Origin of the sequence: Enterobacter cloacae complex sp. P18RS (assembly GCF_014982105.1) — a bacterium.
GTDB classification, from domain to species: domain Bacteria; phylum Pseudomonadota; class Gammaproteobacteria; order Enterobacterales; family Enterobacteriaceae; genus Enterobacter; species Enterobacter hormaechei_C.
The window spans coordinates 280,830-297,350 of the sequence record NZ_JADCKV010000006.1; the positions used below are offsets into that span (position 1 = coordinate 280,830).

15 protein-coding genes are annotated in these 16,521 nt (G+C 55.8%); 4 read left to right on the forward strand and 11 right to left on the reverse strand.

Annotated elements, in window-relative coordinates; translation table 11 throughout:
- Positions 1-83 precede the first annotated feature (83 nt).
- Both INF61_RS03655 and INF61_RS03660 read left to right on the forward strand, forming a co-directional pair.
- Positions 84-254, forward strand: a complete 171-nt coding sequence (locus tag INF61_RS03655; protein ID WP_001273664.1) for a general stress protein — start codon at positions 84-86, stop codon at positions 252-254.
- A gap of 116 nt (positions 255-370) precedes the next feature.
- A complete protein-coding gene (locus INF61_RS03660) occupies positions 371-1,291 on the forward strand; it encodes a DMT family transporter (RefSeq protein ID WP_017384777.1) in 921 nt (306 codons plus the stop codon).
- A 110-nt stretch (positions 1,292-1,401) separates the two neighbouring features.
- Here the strand turns inward: INF61_RS03660 and rutG are convergent, their stop codons facing one another.
- The 7 genes from rutG to rutA are packed head-to-tail and all read right to left on the reverse strand — an operon-like array spanning position 1,402 to position 6,836.
- Positions 1,402-2,724 carry a pyrimidine utilization transport protein G gene (rutG, locus tag INF61_RS03665; RefSeq protein ID WP_023296285.1) on the reverse strand — a complete coding sequence of 441 codons (1,323 nt, stop codon included), beginning with the start codon at positions 2,722-2,724 and terminating at the stop codon, positions 1,402-1,404.
- A 21-nt stretch (positions 2,725-2,745) separates the two neighbouring features.
- Positions 2,746-3,237: an NADH-dependent FMN reductase RutF gene (gene rutF / locus INF61_RS03670; protein ID WP_015570873.1), complete on the reverse strand. Its 492-nt coding sequence runs from the start codon at positions 3,235-3,237 to the stop codon at positions 2,746-2,748.
- 12 nt (positions 3,238-3,249) lie between these two features.
- Positions 3,250-3,840, reverse strand: coding sequence for a malonic semialdehyde reductase (locus INF61_RS03675; protein ID WP_193547532.1), 591 nt, complete (start codon positions 3,838-3,840; stop codon positions 3,250-3,252).
- A 9-nt stretch (positions 3,841-3,849) separates the two neighbouring features.
- A complete protein-coding gene (rutD, locus tag INF61_RS03680) occupies positions 3,850-4,650 on the reverse strand; it encodes a pyrimidine utilization protein D (RefSeq protein ID WP_193547533.1) in 801 nt (266 codons plus the stop codon).
- A 7-nt stretch (positions 4,651-4,657) separates the two neighbouring features.
- Positions 4,658-5,044: a pyrimidine utilization protein C gene (rutC, locus tag INF61_RS03685; RefSeq protein WP_015570870.1), complete on the reverse strand. Its 387-nt coding sequence runs from the start codon at positions 5,042-5,044 to the stop codon at positions 4,658-4,660.
- Between the two features lie 11 nt (positions 5,045-5,055).
- The gene (rutB, locus tag INF61_RS03690; protein WP_032670160.1) at positions 5,056-5,745 is read right to left on the reverse strand and encodes a pyrimidine utilization protein B; all 690 of its coding nucleotides are present in this window, start codon (positions 5,743-5,745) and stop codon (positions 5,056-5,058) included.
- Positions 5,745-6,836, reverse strand: a complete 1,092-nt coding sequence (rutA, locus tag INF61_RS03695) for a pyrimidine utilization protein A (RefSeq protein ID WP_062938613.1) — start codon at positions 6,834-6,836, stop codon at positions 5,745-5,747. The genes rutB and rutA overlap by 1 nt, the downstream gene beginning before the upstream one ends.
- A 1,443-nt stretch (positions 6,837-8,279) precedes the next feature.
- Here rutA and INF61_RS03700 point away from each other — a divergent pair.
- Positions 8,280-9,020 carry a hypothetical protein gene (locus INF61_RS03700; protein ID WP_127850780.1) on the forward strand — a complete coding sequence of 247 codons (741 nt, stop codon included), beginning with the start codon at positions 8,280-8,282 and terminating at the stop codon, positions 9,018-9,020.
- A gap of 932 nt (positions 9,021-9,952) precedes the next feature.
- Here INF61_RS03700 and INF61_RS23095 read toward each other — a convergent pair.
- Together INF61_RS23095 and INF61_RS23100 are read right to left on the reverse strand one after the other, a co-directional pair.
- Complete coding sequence (locus INF61_RS23095) at positions 9,953-10,126, reverse strand: VOC family protein (RefSeq protein ID WP_015570867.1); 174 nt, start codon at positions 10,124-10,126, stop codon at positions 9,953-9,955.
- Positions 10,127-10,555: 429 nt separating this feature from the next.
- Positions 10,556-10,741, reverse strand: coding sequence for an N-acetyltransferase (locus INF61_RS23100; RefSeq protein WP_015570866.1), 186 nt, complete (start codon positions 10,739-10,741; stop codon positions 10,556-10,558).
- A gap of 502 nt (positions 10,742-11,243) precedes the next feature.
- On the opposite strand from INF61_RS23100, the gene rutR reads away from it, so the two are divergent.
- Positions 11,244-11,882 (forward strand): HTH-type transcriptional regulator RutR, encoded by a 639-nt coding sequence (rutR, locus tag INF61_RS03715; RefSeq protein ID WP_003858090.1) that lies wholly within the window; start codon positions 11,244-11,246, stop codon positions 11,880-11,882.
- On the opposite strand, the gene INF61_RS03720 is transcribed toward rutR, so the two are convergent.
- Both INF61_RS03720 and putA read right to left on the reverse strand, forming a co-directional pair.
- Positions 11,879-12,274 (reverse strand): lysozyme inhibitor LprI family protein, encoded by a 396-nt coding sequence (locus INF61_RS03720; RefSeq protein WP_017384770.1) that lies wholly within the window; start codon positions 12,272-12,274, stop codon positions 11,879-11,881. The two genes, rutR and INF61_RS03720, sit on opposite strands and share 4 nt — an antisense overlap.
- Positions 12,275-12,373: 99 nt before the next feature.
- Positions 12,374-16,336, reverse strand: a complete 3,963-nt coding sequence (gene putA, locus INF61_RS03725) for a trifunctional transcriptional regulator/proline dehydrogenase/L-glutamate gamma-semialdehyde dehydrogenase (protein ID WP_193547534.1) — start codon at positions 16,334-16,336, stop codon at positions 12,374-12,376.
- Between the last annotated feature and the right edge of the window lie 185 nt (positions 16,337-16,521).

The following is a 16,521-nucleotide window of genomic DNA, read 5'->3' on the forward strand; positions in this document are numbered from 1 at the left end:
CTGTCCTTGAGCCGCGAGGTGAAAGAATCCTCTTTTACTGAATGCAATATGATGTCTAATGTTTCACACTCTGGAGGTTAGAGATGGCAAACCATCGTGGTGGTTCAGGTAATTTCGCTGAAGACCGTGAAAGAGCATCAGAAGCAGGTCGTAAAGGTGGCCAGTCTAGCGGGGGCAACTTCAAAAATGACCCTCAGCGCGCATCAGAGGCTGGTAAAAAAGGGGGTAAAAATAGCCACGGCAGCAATAAGTAGTACGCCGGGTTAACGCCCTGCCGCCGGGTTTCCCGGCGGTTTTTTTATGTCAGCTACATTGAACTGTCATCAAAGGCATCGCACACTACAGGATTAATTCTTCGTGCTGGTGTCCCATGTCCGTTTCCCGTTTTACCTTCTCCATTAAGCCTCAGGAAGCGATCCTGATTTTGATCACCATGTTCTGGGGCGGAACCTTTCTTGCCGTTCAGTACGCGGTCACGATGAGCGATCCGTTTTTCTTTGTAGGGCTGCGCTTTGCAACCGCGGCGATTGCCGTGGCGCTTATTTCGCTGAAAACCCTGCGCGGATTGACCCTGAGAGAGCTTAAGGCGGGTGTCGCCATTGGTGTGGCGATTGCCATGGGCTACAGCCTGCAAACGTGGGGGCTCCAGTCTATCTCCAGCAGTAAATCCGCCTTCATCACCGCCATGTACGTACCGCTGGTGCCGCTGTTGCAGTGGCTGTGCCTCGGCAGAATGCCGGGCCTGATGTCGTGCATTGGCATCGTGCTGGCGTTCATCGGCCTTATTTTATTAGCCGGGCCGGAAAATAATCTGCTGGCGCTGGGGCCGGGGGAGATCATCACTCTGGTGGGGGCCGTCGCCATTGCGGCAGAAATTATCCTGATTAGCGCCTGGGCAGGAAAAGTGGACGTCAAGCGGGTGACGGTGGTGCAGCTTACCACCGCGTCGCTGGTGGCGTTCGCGACGATGGTGCCGGCAGGGGAGTCCGTCCCGCCGATGTCTACCGGGCTTATCGTCGTGGCGCTGGGGCTGGGCATTTTCAGCGCCATTATCCAGGTCACCATGAACTGGGCGCAGCGCAGCGTATCCCCAACTCGGGCGACGGTCATTTATACCGGTGAACCGGTATGGGCGGGTATTTTCGGGCGACTCGCCGGGGAACGTCTGCCCCTGCTGGCGCTGGTGGGCGCGGCGTTTATTATCGCCGGGGTGCTGGTGAGCGAGTTGAAGTTAAAAAAACGACGTAAGGCGACTGCCGGATTGAGCGCTGAACAAGGGGCAGATAGCTAATAACGCGCAGCCTGCCCGTTTAGCCCGGCGGCGCTTCGCTTGCGCGGGCCTACTTGCCAATTGTAGGCCGGGTAAGCGTAGCGTCACCCGGCAAGAAAGCGGCACGTATTTCAGGTGGAGGGGGTGATGGCTTTTCCTTGCGGTACATCCCTTTTCCGGCGGCTCAGCAGGGCATTGAGCAGGATCGCGCCGAAGGTCGCCGTGCCAATCCCGCCCACCGTAAACCCGCCCAGCGTCAGGGCGAAATCACCCGCCCCCAACACCAGCGTTACCGCCACCATGATCAGGTTACCGTTCTGGCTCAGATCAACATGATTCTGCACCCAGATACGTGCCCCTGCCACGGCAATCAGACCAAATACCACAATCGAGGCGCCGCCAATCACGGGGGCCGGGATGGTGTGGATCAATGCGCCGAATTTTGGGGAAAAGCCGAGCAGCATCGCCATCACCGCCGCCGCCACGAAGACCAGCGTCGAGTAGACTTTGGTCACTGCCATCACGCCGATGTTTTCCGCGTAGGTGGTCACGCCGCTGCCGCCGACCGAGCCGGAGAGCATGGTCGCCAGACCGTCTCCCACAAACGCCCGCCCCATATACGGATCCATATTGCGCCCGGTCATTCCCGCTACGGCTTTCAGGTGGCCCAGGTTTTCAGCCACCAGAATCACCGCGACAGGCGCGATGAGCATCATCGCCTGAGCGTTAAAGGTGGGTGAGGTTATCTGCGGCAGGCCGAACCAGGCGGCCTGGTGAATCAGTGTGAAATCAACCGGTTTGCCGAGACCGAACACGTTCGCCAGCAGCGCGTAGACCAGACAGGCCGCAATCAGCCCGACCAGGATCAGCAGCCGTTGGATCATGCCGCGCGTAAAGACCGCCACCACGCCGATGCACAGCACCGTTATCACCGCCATCCAGCTTTCAAATGGTGAGCCGGATACGCTCTTCACCGCAATCGGCGCGAGGTTCAGGCCTATCGCCATCACCACCGCCCCGGTGACGACGGGGGGCATCATCCGCTCGATCCAGCGCGTGCCGACTTTCATCACCACCAGACCGGTCAGGGTGTAGACCAGCCCACAGGCGATAATGCCGCCGAGGGCCACGCTCAGGTTGGGGTTAATACCTTGACCGTTAAACCCGGTCGCTGCAATGACCACCCCCACGAAGGCGGCGCTGGAGCCCAGATAGCTGGGCACACGCCCGCCGGTGACAAAAAAGAACAGCAGGGTACCCATACCCGACATCAAAATGGCGAGGTTAGGATCCAGCCCCATCAGCATGGGCATCAGCACCGTCGCACCAAACATCGCGACCGCATGCTGCACGCCCATCACCATTGTCTGCCCGAGCGGGAGCCTTTCATCCGGCGCGACCACGCCTTCTTCTGTGGAGGTCGATTTCAACTGCCAGTGGGGAAGTCCGAACATGATCTGTCTCCTGAATGCGGATTAACAGGCGGGTCGCATAAGTGCGTGATAGCCGCGGTCGAACCACACCAGCCCTTGCGGCGCCGGGTGGCGTACGATGGATACGATGTCGCAAAACAGAATGTCGTGAGTGCCAACGCTCACCACCTGGCTGATGCGGCAGTCGAACGAGGCCAGCGCATTTTCCAGACGCGGGCAGCCCGTGTCGCCTGTCTGCCAGCGGGCAGCGGCAAAGCGGTCCGCCATCGGCGTTTTCCCGCCAAACAGGTTGGATAAAGGCTCCTGTCCGGCACTCAGCGTGTTAACGCACAGGGTGCGGTTCTCGCTGAAAATCGGCCAGACCGACGCGCCGCGGTTCAGGCACACCAGCAGGGTAGGCGGGGAATCCGTGACGCTGCATACCGCGCTGGCGGTGAAGCCCGCCAGGCCTGCCGGGCCGTCGGTGGTAATGATATTGACCGCTGCGCCGACGCAGGCCATAGCGTCGCGAAAGGTTTGTTTATCCGGTGTCATCACGTTCGCTCCTTACGCCAGCCCGCAGGCATCGTCAAAGGCCAGACGCGGCAGGCGTCCGTAAAGTTTGGTCGTATCGCCATAGCCGATGTTAATCAGCAGATTGCTTTTGAGTAGCGTGCCCGTGAAAAAGGCCGCGTCCACTTTTTCCCGGTCAAAACCCGACATCGGCCCGGTGTCCAGCCCGAGCGCGCGGCAGGCGAAAATCAGGTACGCGGCCTGCATTGATCTGTTGCGAAAGGCGGTCTCTTCCGCCAGCGCGGGGCTGGAGGTAAACCAGCTTCTGGCATCGCCGTGTGGGAACAGTTCAGGCAGGCGCTCATAAAACTCGCTGTCCCAGGCGACAATCGCCGTGACCGGGGCAGTGAGCGTTTTCTCAAGGTTGCCGCTGGAGAGCGCCGGGCGCAGCTTCTCTTTTCCTTCCGGGCTTCGCACAAACACAATGCGCGCCGGGGAGCAGTTGGCGGACGTCGGCCCCCATTTCATCAGGTCATAAATCTCGCGCAGCGTCTCGTCACTGACCGGTATATCCAGCCAGCCGTTATGGGTACGTGCGCCGGTAAACAGCGTTTCCAGCGCGGCGGGCGTGATGGCTTCGCTCATTCAAGCTCCTTACAAAGCGGGTTCTGGGTTGTGCAGCAGGCTGGCAAGCCCGTTCAGCAGCAGAGTGTTAAAGATGTCCGGCGCGGTCACATTGCAGGCATGCCCGCCCTGGCGCATGACCGTTTTGCGGGCGTGCGGGAGGGCGGCGTGCAGTTCAGCGGAGCAGACGGACGGCACCAGCAGATCGTCGGTGGAACAGATAATCTGTACGGGGCAGCGAACGCGTGCAGCGTGGCGGCTGAAATCGGCCTGTTTCAGGGCATGCAGCCTGCGCAGCAGATTGGCTTTGCCCTGAAAATGGGCCAGCGCCAGCGCGTGCTCGGCCTCCAGCCGCGGGGCGCGGGCGGCCATCCAGTCTGCCGGGTAGAGGAACAACGGCTGTGCCTCTACCCACGCCTGCGCGCCGCCCGCATGCAGCAGACGTTCGCGAACGTCAAAACAGCGGCGGGTATGGGCATTGAGGGTCAGCCAGCCGTTGACGCAGACCAGCGCGGTGAGGGCGTCGGGCTTATCGATGGCCAGCCGCAGGCCGACCAGCGCCCCCAGCGCGTGGCCGACCACGCAGTAACGGGCGATCCCGGCCTCGGCTAACGCCAGCGCAAGCTCGTCGGCCATGTGTGCGAGGGTGTAGTCTTCCGGCAGGGTATCCGGGTTATTCCCCGTGCCCCGCTGGTCGTAGCACACCACCTGATACTCCTGCCCCAGCACGGCGAGCTGAGGCAGCCAGTAGCTGCCGCTGCCGCCGAGCCCGGCAATCAGTACCACCACGGGCGCGCCCGCAAAGGGGGGCGGTGAAATGGACAGTTTCATGGCCGCCTCACTTCGCAATGTGCGCAACGGTGGCAATTTCAACCAGCGCTTCGGGCTTTACCAGCCCGCACTGGATGCAAAACCGCGCCGGTTTATCGCCGGGGAAAAACTCCGCGTAAATCTCGTTAATCGCGGCGTAGTTTTTCCAGTCGGTGATAAAGATGCTGTTGAAGGTCACGTCCTCCATAGTGCCACCCGCCGTTTCGATCACGGTTTTGATCGTCTCCAGCACGTGGCGGGTTTGCGCCTTTGGGTCATCGATAAACACCACGTTGTTGTCTTTATCAAACGGCAGCGTGCCCGAGACATACACCACGCCGTCGGCGAGGGTGCCGGGGACAAACGGGGCAATCGGGGTGCTGGTGCCCGGCGGAATAATCACGGATTTCGGCATAGCGGTTCTCCTCAGGCGATGCGGGCGAGCGGCGGCGTCAGCGCGTCGCAGAAATCATTGACGTTACTGACCCAGCCAAAAAAGGTTTCGATATTGAACAGGGCGGCTTTCTGGGCAAAATCCGGTCCGGCCTGATGGGTGGCGTCTTCCAGCACCACCCCAAAATACTCGAGGAAAAAGCCGTCGCGCAGGGTCGACTCCACGCACACGTTGGTGGCTATGCCCGTAAAGACCAGATGACGAATGCCCCGGCTGCGCAGCAGGCTGTCGAGCGGGGTATTGAAAAAGCCGCTGTAGCGCGGTTTCGGCAGCACGATATCGCCGGGTTCCGGTACCAGCTCATCCACCAGCTGATAATCCCAGCCGCCTTTCGCCAGCAGCGTGCCCTGGAGTTCGGGCCGTTGGCGCATGGTTTTCAGGGCGTTGGATTTGTGAAAGTTGGGAGAGCCGGGACCGCCAGCCTCGACGTACTGGTCGTCCCAGCCGTTCTGGAACCAGACGATCAGCATGCCCGCAGCACGCGCGGCGCTCACGGCGGTTTTGATGTTCTCAATCACCGGCTGCGTGGTGGAGACGTCAAACCCGGCCAGATCCAGATACCCGCCTTTACTGGCATAGGCGTTTTGCATGTCCACCACGATCAGCGCGCTGCGCTGCGCGTCAAAGGTAATGGCTTCCGGGCGAGCGTTAAGGGTCGTCATTACGCCACCTCCTTCGTCACGGCAGGGATGTGGGCGCGGCACTGCATCAGCGGCTGGATGCGCTCGCCGAAGGTTTCCACGCCGGTGAGAAAATCATCGAAGGTCAGCAGCACGCCTTCGGCGCCGGGCACGGCAGCCACTTCGTCGAGCATTCTGGCCACGCTGGCATACGAGCCAACCAGCGTGCCCATGTTGATATTGACGGCAGACGTCGGGTCGGCCATCTGGCGCACATTGGTGTCCGCGCCGGAGCGGGTATCTTTCTGGCTCTGCTCGGTCAGCCAGCGCAGCGCGTCGTCATCCGCGCCGTCCTTGTATCGTTCCCATTTGGCGCGCGCGGCGTCGTCGGTTTCGTCGGCAATCACCATAAACAGCACGTAGGAGCCCACGTCGCGCCCGGTTTTGTCGGCGGCCGCTTTCATGCGTGCCGCGGTGGGCGCGAAGGCGGCAGGGGTGTTAACGCCTTTGCCGAAGCAGAAGTTGAAGTCGGCGTATTTCGCGGAAAATTCCATTCCCGCGTCGCTCTGCCCGGCGCAAATCACCTTCATCGGCACCGACGGCTGCGGGCTGACGCGGCAGTCGTTCATGGTGAAGAAGTCGCCTTTGAAATCGCTTTTGCCGGTGCCCCACAGATCGCGCAGCACCTGCACATATTCGGTCAGGTAGTCGTAGCGACGGGAGAAGTAATCGTCGCCCGGCCAGATCCCCATCTGCTCGTACTCCGGCTTTTGCCAGCCGGTGACCAGGTTAACGCCAAAGCGCCCCCCGGAGATGGAGTCGATGGTGGAGGCCATCCGCGCCACGATTGCCGGGGGAAGGGTAAGGGTGGCGGCGGTGGCGTAAATCTGGATGCGCGAGGTTACCGCCGCCAGGCCCGCCATTAGGGTGAAAGACTCCAGGTTGTGGTCCCAGAATTCGGTCTTACCGCCGAAACCGCGCAGCTTGATCATCGAGAGGGCAAAGTCGAAGTGGTAGTGCTCCGCTTTCTGCACGATGGCTTTATTCAGTTCAAAGGTCGGCATGTATTGCGGGGCAGTGGTCGAGATAAGCCAGCCGTTGTTGCCGATCGGTACAAATACGCCAATTTTCATCACGAACCTCTCTTCATCTCTGTGTGGGTGAAAGTCAGACGTGGCGCTGCATCCTGCATATCCTGTTCAGCCTCGTGAAAAGGGTTTTGCAAAGGGGATGCCAGTTTTTAAAAGGGCTTTATTGTTAATGTGTTAACGCAAGGTTGGTGAATAGAGTGCAAATAAAGTGGACTAAATGGTCAAAATAGATGCACGCAAACAGGCAACGGTGCGCGATGGCGGTGCAGGGGCGGTAAGGGATTGGGGAGCGGGTCGTCCGCATTGAGCAAAAAGCAAAAGTTAGTAATCGCTCTCGTTGCTGATGAGGGCCGCACCCGTGGCAGGATAAAAGGTGTTGTTATTCAATCTATCCAGGGTACAGATTCTCCAATATAAGTGTGTGTGTGCAGCAGCGGCAAGTCACCTTAACATCCTTTATCGTGATTGAAGTATTTACCTCTTGCAGAATTCCATTCTCATCAACAAACAGACCCGGATAAAAACTGCTTTCGCCAATGCAGAATAAATCCCTTCGCTGATGCTCATGTAGCGCGACCAACCAGAATACAGGCTCGGTGGTATCAAGACGTCCACATACTTCGCTGAATATTTCATTCCACGATTTGCCAATCTTTTTGATCAGAAAATAAAACAATGATGTGTAGTCTCGGCCATGCTTCTGTCCGCCATGTATTGACTCGCGCTTGGCCAGTAGTTCATCCCCGACTCTTTTACGATTACGTTCCCAGCAATATTCAGCACCTGGATTATTAGAATGGTGCCGCGTAGTCGTGTTGACGCTGCAATACAGTTTACGAGGCTTATTCTGTTTATGAGTACGCATAATCCGATCCCGTGCATCCTTTATTCTATGAGTTAGTAACTCCTGCCGGAGCTAGATTTAATAGTTGGAGACTGCATAAAAAATTGCCGTTTTTAAAGGTAACCTCATTTTGCTGAAATACCCTCCCATTGACAACAACTAAAAGCCCGCTGCTGGCTGTGAATTCAACGGTTCGGAGCAATCACCAGCTTGGACGTTCAGGTTGTTCTGTCCAATTTCAGGTAATGGGAAATTCACCCTGTAAATATATTTCACAAATCCATGTATCATGTGTATGAATTGTTTTCATGACCTGTTTCTTCTATAATTTGTGCCAGGACATAAACATCAAACATAATTTAGGTCGCAAAGATATGTATAAATGCCTCAGGTTGCCTTTTGACAAAGTAAAAATCGACAGAATGTGTGATGAGAAAGGTAACAATGCCTCATACGTAAGAATCACCTACAATGAGTTCTACTATTATTTAAGTTACTACGATCTGAGACCAGTCACACCAAATTTTAATTCCTTTGAATGCATTTCCAAAAACAGCGATCTTTATATCATTGTATATAAAATATCACCTAATAGCTATAGGATATGCTGGCTAGGAGATTGCGATTGCATCGAGTTCAGAATGATGGACACTGAAAGAAATCGTGGTAAATCTGCATCTTTAGCTGTATTGCTTGGTCTGATTTTATGTACACTTTCTATAGGTGCGTATTACTCATCTAGCACTGATATATTTGTATGTTATGTCCCATTTTTATTACTAAGTTTGTTTGGTTTTATCCTGACACTCCTTAATTTTTGTCATACATACTCAGATGAATTCATTCAATTTCGAGATTTGATGCGAAAAAACCTTATGCAAGAAAAAGATTTATTTTCCTCTGTGACAAACTTATCAAAAAGTTGCCAGCATAAACAAGATTACGAGCTAAACCTAAGATTACCTAAGGAACTCAACCGAAGAATAGTTACAATAGACTCTGTATACCGGGAGAGAAGAAAAGTAACTGTATACGAGCCCAATACTGGTTCAGATTTGTCTTATAGTACAAGTTATACAAAATGCATGGTGAATATGGTTTGTGATGGAGAAAAATTTACATTTGAGTATAAGGAGGCTTCTGGTGATCCAGCTCCATTTATTGCAAAGGGCGATAAAGCCAAACTATATTGGTATGGACCGGAACACGAAGTAATTCCTAGTGATCGTGAAGATATTACCTATGGAACACGACTTATCTGTTTACATAATATAACAACGGATAACTTTTATGAAAGTCGCATGTGTAATGAACCGGGTAATGTTTTCAAACTATCGCAGAAGGGAGGACGGGATATTTATAACCACTACTCGCAATGTTGATTAAAAAATCATCTATCATGCGATCCCACTAGATGCACTCCCAATAAGAGCTGGATGCAGCCATCGAGCCGCACCAGCCGTCTTTTCTTCACTCTTTTAATTCTCCGCAATCACTTGGACATACAGCATTTTATATCCACTGGGACTGATAACATATCAGTTCAAAAATATCCTATATAAAACAACTGCAACTAAACAAATAAATGCTGCTAGTGAGATTTTCCCAAGACCGGACTCGTATTTTAAAACCATAAAAACCAAAAGAAGAAAAGCCAGAGCAGGCAGTCTCCATACCACAAAAAACACCGTTAATTTTGGCATCATTGATTATACATCACTGATCCTTTCATTGTAATATCTGCTTCCTCGGGATGCTCAGACTGTTCTGTCTATATCCGTCAGAGCAGGGAGGCATTTAACGACGAAACTCCCGCAGCGTTAGCGAGGACAAAAAATGAGCTACGACTTCAGCCATAATAATCCCCCATACTGCAAAACTGGGTTTTCTACCGTGGTGCTTCGTGGGCCAATTTTCTGGGATTCAGACCCGGAACGCGCCATTTCAGCAATATTTCAGACCAGTTTTGTTGTAATCTAAAGCAGTCAGCTCTCGATCTTCCAGGATAAGTATCGCCTGTGTCCTTTTCCGTGTCACCCTGACAAACAGGAAGTTCCGTCCATTTATGTAAAATAACAGCCGATACACCTTCAGAAATCACGGTAGTTGACCGGCTGCTATGAGCAGAGGAACGGAAATACAGGAAATGATGTAAGCGCTTTTCATGATACAGAAAAAGTAATTATGCCAAACGCATTAATTGACCAACGCTTTTACTGAACTGATACCACCCGTCAGATGATCCTGCCTGAATATTTGCGCAGGATCGTCTATCAGCATTGGGGAAGTATATTAGCGACTATCGCGTCTCGTGTTAAACCGCCTCTATATTGTACCCATCAGGATCAAGGATGAACGCGGCGTAATATCCAGGGTGATAATGGGGCCTGTAACCCGGCGCACCATTATCTTTTCCACCTGCCTGGAGGGCGACACGGTGGAATGCCTCAACATCCTCTTTGTTTTTTGCATTGAAGGCAAGATGCATTCGGGGTGTGGAGGGAGTTCCCTGTGTTAACCAGAACGCACCGCCAGGATCTTGCCCTTCATCGAGTTGGGCGGGACCAAAACCTACCGCCTTGCCCGGAAATTCAAGCCGGATAACATGACCAAGACTGGCAAGAACATTTGTGTAACATTACTTACTGTCTTCAAGATTTATGACGTTGAATCCGGTGTGGTCAATCATTTTTTACTCTCGTCAGCAAAGAAGAATAACAGTAAAACATTAAACCATCGGGTGAGGTTGGATTTGGTATAAGAATTGGTGATTGCGTCTGTTCTTTACCTGTGTGAAACGATCTCTCCCAGAGCTGGTATGTTTGTTCTCTATTGATTCTCGCGCTGATATTTGTAAGGTCCACTCCTGACACGATGCAGCCAGCACCGAAGGTCCGCTGTGAGCGAAAATCGGACGTTATATACACATCCCCATTATCTTGAGTATGCTCCGCTGTGACTCTGTTTCGAAAACGATGTCGCTGATGTATTGCATCCCCTGCTTTTTATAGAATCTATGAGCATGTTCGTTTTGCTCGAGAACCTCCAACCATAAAAATTTTTTTCCATCACTTCGGGCAAGATCTATGACTTTTTTAAACATTAATTGACCGTAATGCTGATTCGTTTTAGTTGGGGCAAGGTAGAGTTTGTCAAGAAGAACACCACTAATGTCTGTATTAGGGATAGTCGCTTGCCATGTCAGCTTCGCAAAACTAATCGGCTGAACTATTTCCGCTATATACCAGCTTATGTTTTGTCATTAATATTCTGCTCAATAACAGGAAGAGAATATTCACATTCCAAATAATTATACAATCCTGATTCTGACTGCCACATATGCTTAAAGTGCGCTGGATAGATGCGATAGCCAAGCTCTTTTAGTAATACTGAATCGGCTAATGTTGCTTGTCGTATGACTAAAGGCATGGGAAAAGCCCTTACTTAACGAGAAAAAAGTGATATCAAATTTGTAATATAAGTGGGCTGTTAAGTCTACCTGTCCGTACATTTTCCTTTTTGATTTGGTGCAGCCCCGCTCCCCAAAATGTCGAGAGAAAGCAGGGCTTTTGCTATGCTATGGCAAACCAATAAGGAGAGCGAAAATGACACAAGGCGCAGTGAAAACACCCGGTAAACGTTCGCAGGCGGTGAGCGCCAAGAAACAGGCGATCCTCAGCGCTGCGCTGGAGACATTTTCGCAGTTTGGTATTCACGGCACGCGCCTTGAGCAGGTGGCCGAGCAGGCCGGGGTGTCCAAAACCAATCTGCTCTACTACTACCCGTCAAAAGAGGCGCTCTATATCGCGGTGATGCAGCAGATCCTCGATATCTGGCTGGCACCTCTCAAGGCGTTTCGCGAAGAGCTGGCCCCGCTGGTGGCGATAGAGGAGTACATACGCCTGAAGCTGGAGGTATCGCGTGATTACCCGCAGGCATCAAGGCTGTTCTGCCTGGAGATGTTGCAGGGCGCGCCGCTGTTGCAGGCGGAGCTGACGGGAGATCTAAAGCAGCTGGTGGACGATAAATCGGCCATTATTGCCGGATGGGTCGCCAGCGGAAAACTGGCGCCCGTCGATCCGCATCATCTGATCTTCATGATTTGGGCCTCAACCCAGCACTACGCTGACTTCGCGGCCCAGGTCGAGGCGGTGACTGGTAAAACGCTCCAGGACGAGGCGTTTTTCCAGAGCACCCTGGAAAACGTACAGCGGATGATTATCGAAGGGATCCGCGTGCGCTAGTTTCCCGGCGGAAGAGGACAGCTTAAGTCGCCCTCTTCACACTGCATCAGCGTGGCCAGAAACGCTTCGCGCTCCGCGGTTTTCTCCGCCAGACACTGGTTAACAATCATTGGCTGAACGCTCCCGCCTTCCGTACCCGAACCGATAAACGCACAGTCCGCGTCGCGCAGGCTAATCCACGCCTGCTGCGCCTTTTTCAGTAGATCGCGCTGAGGCGCTGCCGCACGTTTGATGGCGGCCTGATACGTCTCGTTGAGCTTTTTATCGGCGGCCTGGTACTGCTGCGCGCTACAGGTGTTCAGTTCAAGCTGGGTGGTCGCGTTATCGCACTCGTCGGCCAGCGCGCTGGCGCTCATGAGCAGGGCTGCACCTGCGAGAAATACTCTTTTCATCATCCCCTCCATGTAAAAAGCCGGATACGCTGTGCTTATCCGGCCTGGGCTGTTTTGTAGCCCCGGTAAGCGTAGCGTCACCGGGGAGAGTTTACACGATTAACCGATTGTCATCAGGCTGGCGTTACCTCCCGCCGCCGCGGTGTTGACGCTGAGCGAGCGCTCAACGTACAGACGCTCCAGCAGCAGGTTGGTCTCCCCGCGGGCGAAGCCCTGCACCGAGACAATCGCGCCGCTGCGGGCCGCCACCTGCTCGCACAGTTCGCGCAGCTGGTCAGAATCACCGTGGTAGATCACCGCGTCAAACGGCTGGGTCGGCAGGGCATCGGCTTTCGCAAAGCGAATGCGGGCCGAGACCGCTTTTGGCAGCTGTTTGGCGAGGTCACGATGCAGAGCATCTTCCGGCCACAGCACCTCACAGCCCGTTGCCGTTGCGGCTGCCAGCTGCACCAGCGCATCCTGCTCGTTATCCGCCACGCACAGCACACGCTCGCGCGGCATCAGCGTCCAGGTGTTGCGCTCACCGGTTGGACCCGGCAGCAAACGCTGTGTTCCCGCCTGCGCCAGCTCGCCGTACTGCTGTGCAATCGCATGCAGCTCGGGACGATTTTCAGCCCACTTAATCAGCGCGTCCAGCGGTTGGGTCAGCACGGCTTTCACCTGCGCATCCACCGGATATTCCGCGTCCTGACGCGCCAGCGTCACGCCCAGCGCATTTTCCGGACGGTTTGCCAGCAGACGGTACAGATAGAGCGGACCGCCCGCTTTCGGGCCGGTGCCGGAGAGACCTTCACCGCCGAATGGCTGCACGCCCACGACCGCGCCAACCATATTGCGGTTGACGTACAGGTTGCCGACTTTAGCATTGCCGGTCACCTGGGCAATAGTTTCGTCGATACGGGTATGCACGCCAAGCGTCAGGCCGTAACCCGAGGCGTTGATCTGATCGATCAGCTCGTTGAGGTTGTTACGGTTGTAGCGCACCACGTGCAGTACCGGACCGAAGACCTCTTTTTTCAGCTCGTCGAAGCTTGCCAGCTCAATCAGCGTTGGCGGCACGAAGGTGCCGGTCTGCCACTCGCGGGCATCTTCGCTGTTCTCGCGCACCGCCTGGAACACCGGACGGCCTTTGGCACGCATGGTCTGAATGTGGTTTTCGATGTTGGCTTTGGCTTCCGCGTCGATCACCGGCCCGATGTCGGTGGTGAGACGGCCCGGGTTGCCCATGCGGCATTCCGCCATCGCACCGCGCAGCATCTTCAGCGTGTGGTCAGCCACGTCATCCTGTAAGCACAGTACGCGCAGGGCGGAACAGCGCTGGCCCGCGCTGTCGAAAGCAGAGGCCAGCACGTCAACGACGACCTGCTCGGTGAGCGCGGAGGAGTCCACGATCATGGCGTTCATGCCGCCGGTTTCAGCGATCAGCGGGGTAGGACGGCCCTGCGCATCCAGACGGGTGGCGATGTTGCGTTGTAGCAGGGAGGCCACTTCGGTAGAACCGGTAAACATCACGCCGCGTACGCGGTTATCGGAGGTCAGTTTGGCCCCGACCGTTTCACCGCGCCCTGGCAGCAGCTGCACCACGCCCGCCGGTACGCCCGCTTCCAGCAGAATGTTAATGCCCTGGGCGGCGATCAGCGGGGTCTGCTCTGCCGGTTTCGCCAGCACGCTGTTGCCTGCGGCCAGCGCCGCGGCAATCTGGCCGGTGAAGATCGCCAGCGGGAAGTTCCACGGGCTGATACACACCACCGGGCCGAGCGGACGGTGGGTTTCGTTGTCGAAATCATCGCGCACCTGACCGGCGTAGTAGTGCAGGAAGTCGACCGCCTCGCGCACTTCGGCGATGGCGTTGCTGAAGGTTTTACCCGCTTCACGCACCAGAATGCCGATAAGCTGCTGCATCTGATCTTCCATCAGCACCGCCGCGCGTTCCAGAATGGCGGCACGCTCCTGCGGCGGGGTGGCAAACCAGATTGGCGCGTTGTTCACCGCGCTCTCCAGGGCCTGCTCCACTTCCGTTTCCGTGGCTTCGCGCACGTAGCCGACGATATCCTTCGGCTCTGCCGGGTTGATCACCGGCTGCATTTCACCGTCCTCAACGGACTGCTCAAGGATCGGCCTGGCCTGCCACTTCTGCAATGCGCTGTTTAGCAGGGCAGAAGAGAGCGACGCCAGACGGTGTTCGTTGGCGAGATCCAGACCCGCCGAGTTGACGCGACCTGCACCATACAGCTCGCGCGGCAGGGCAATCTTCGGATGCGGCAGACCAATCTGGCCTTCCTGCGCCGCCATCTTCTCAACGGCCTGTACCGGATCGGCCACCAGTTCGTCCAGCGGCAGGGTGGTATCGGCGATGCGGTTAACGAAGGAGGTGTTCGCCCCGTTCTCCAGCAGACGACGCACCAGGTAGGCCAGCAGGGTTTCGTGGGTACCTACCGGGGCATAGATTCGGCACGGACGGTTCAGCTTGCCGTCGGCCACTTTACCGGTCACTTGCTCGTACAGCGGTTCACCCATGCCGTGCAGGCACTGGAACTCGTACTGGCCCGGATAGTAGTTCTGACCCGCGAGGCTGTAGATCGCCGCCAGGGTGTGGGCGTTGTGGGTGGCGAACTGCGGATAAATCAGGTTCGGCACGCCGAGCAGTTTTTTCGCGCAGGCGAGGTAAGAGACGTCGGTATAGACCTTGCGGGTATAGACCGGATAACCTTCCAGACCTTCCATCTGGGCGCGTTTGATTTCGCTGTCCCAGTAGGCGCCCTTCACCAGACGGATCATCAGGCGGCGACGGCTGCGGCTGGCCAGGTCAATCAGGTAGTCAATGACGAACGGACAGCGTTTCTGGTAGGCCTGGATAACGAAACCAATCCCGTTCCAGCCCGCCAGCTCCGGCTCGAAGCACAGTTTTTCCAGCAGGTCGAGGGAGATCTCCAGACGGTCCGCCTCTTCGGCGTCGATGTTGATGCCGATGTCATACTGGCGCGCCAGCAGGGTCAGGGACTTCAGGCGCGGGTAGAGTTCTTCCATCACCCGGTCGTACTGCGCACGGCTGTAGCGCGGGTGCAGGGCGGAAAGCTTGATAGAGATGCCCGGACCTTCATAAATACCGCGACCGTTGGACGCTTTACCGATGGCGTGGATCGCCTGCTGGTAAGAGACCATGTAGGCCTGCGCGTCGGCGGCGGTCAGCGCCGCTTCACCCAGCATGTCGTAGGAGTAGCGGAAGCCTTTGTCTTCCAGCTTGCGGGCGTTCGCCAGCGCTTCGGCAATGGTTTCCCCGGTGACGAACTGCTCGCCCATCAGGCGCATCGCCATGTCCACGCCCTTGCGGATCAGCGGCTCGCCGCTCTTGCCGATGATGCGGTTCAGAGAGCGCGACAGGTTGGCTTCGTTATGGGTGGAGACCAGCTTGCCGGTAAACAGCAGGCCCCAGGTGGCGGCGTTAACGAACAGGGACGGACTGCGGCCAATGTGGGAGTGCCAGTTGCCGTTACTGATTTTGTCGCGGATCAGGGCATCGCGGGTGGCTTTATCCGGAATACGCAGCAGCGCTTCCGCCAGACACATCAGCGCCACGCCTTCCTGCGAGGAGAGGGAGAACTCCTGCAACAGACCCTGCACCATACCGGCGCGTCCGCTGGCGGTTTTCTGGTTACGCAGCTTGTCGGCAAGCTGATACGCGAGGCTGTGCGCCTGAGCGGCAACGGCTTCCGGCAGGCGCGCCTGCTCCAGCAGCATCGGCACGGCGTCGGTTTCGGCACGGCGGTAGGCGCTGGTAATGGCGGCGCGGCTGACGGACTGCGGCAGGATCTGCTCGGCAAATTCGAGGAACGGCTGGTGGTTCTCTTCAACGGCCGTCGCGGCCTCTTCGCTTTCGTTCGCTGCGCCCGCCAGCAGGGCAGGCAGCTCCGGCAGGCCTTCTTCACTCTCCAGTCTTTCCAGATAGTTAAAAATCGCCTGCTTGATTAACCAGTGCGGTGTGCGGTCGATGCGGGTTGCAGCGGTTTTAATCCGTTCGCGGGTTGCGTCATCCAGCTTAACCCCCATGGTGGTCATCCCCATGCCAAAACTCCTGTTGTTCTGTAATAGCGTTCTGTTGATAGCGTGAAATATCCACCATGTTGCAACTTTGTGCAACCGTGTTAAATGTGACCTGGTCTGCAAGCTGGAAAATGAATGGATTGTTAACGATTAGTTAGCTGTGAAAAAGAACGTGCGGCGGTTTCTGAGCCCAGTTTTTATGCGGT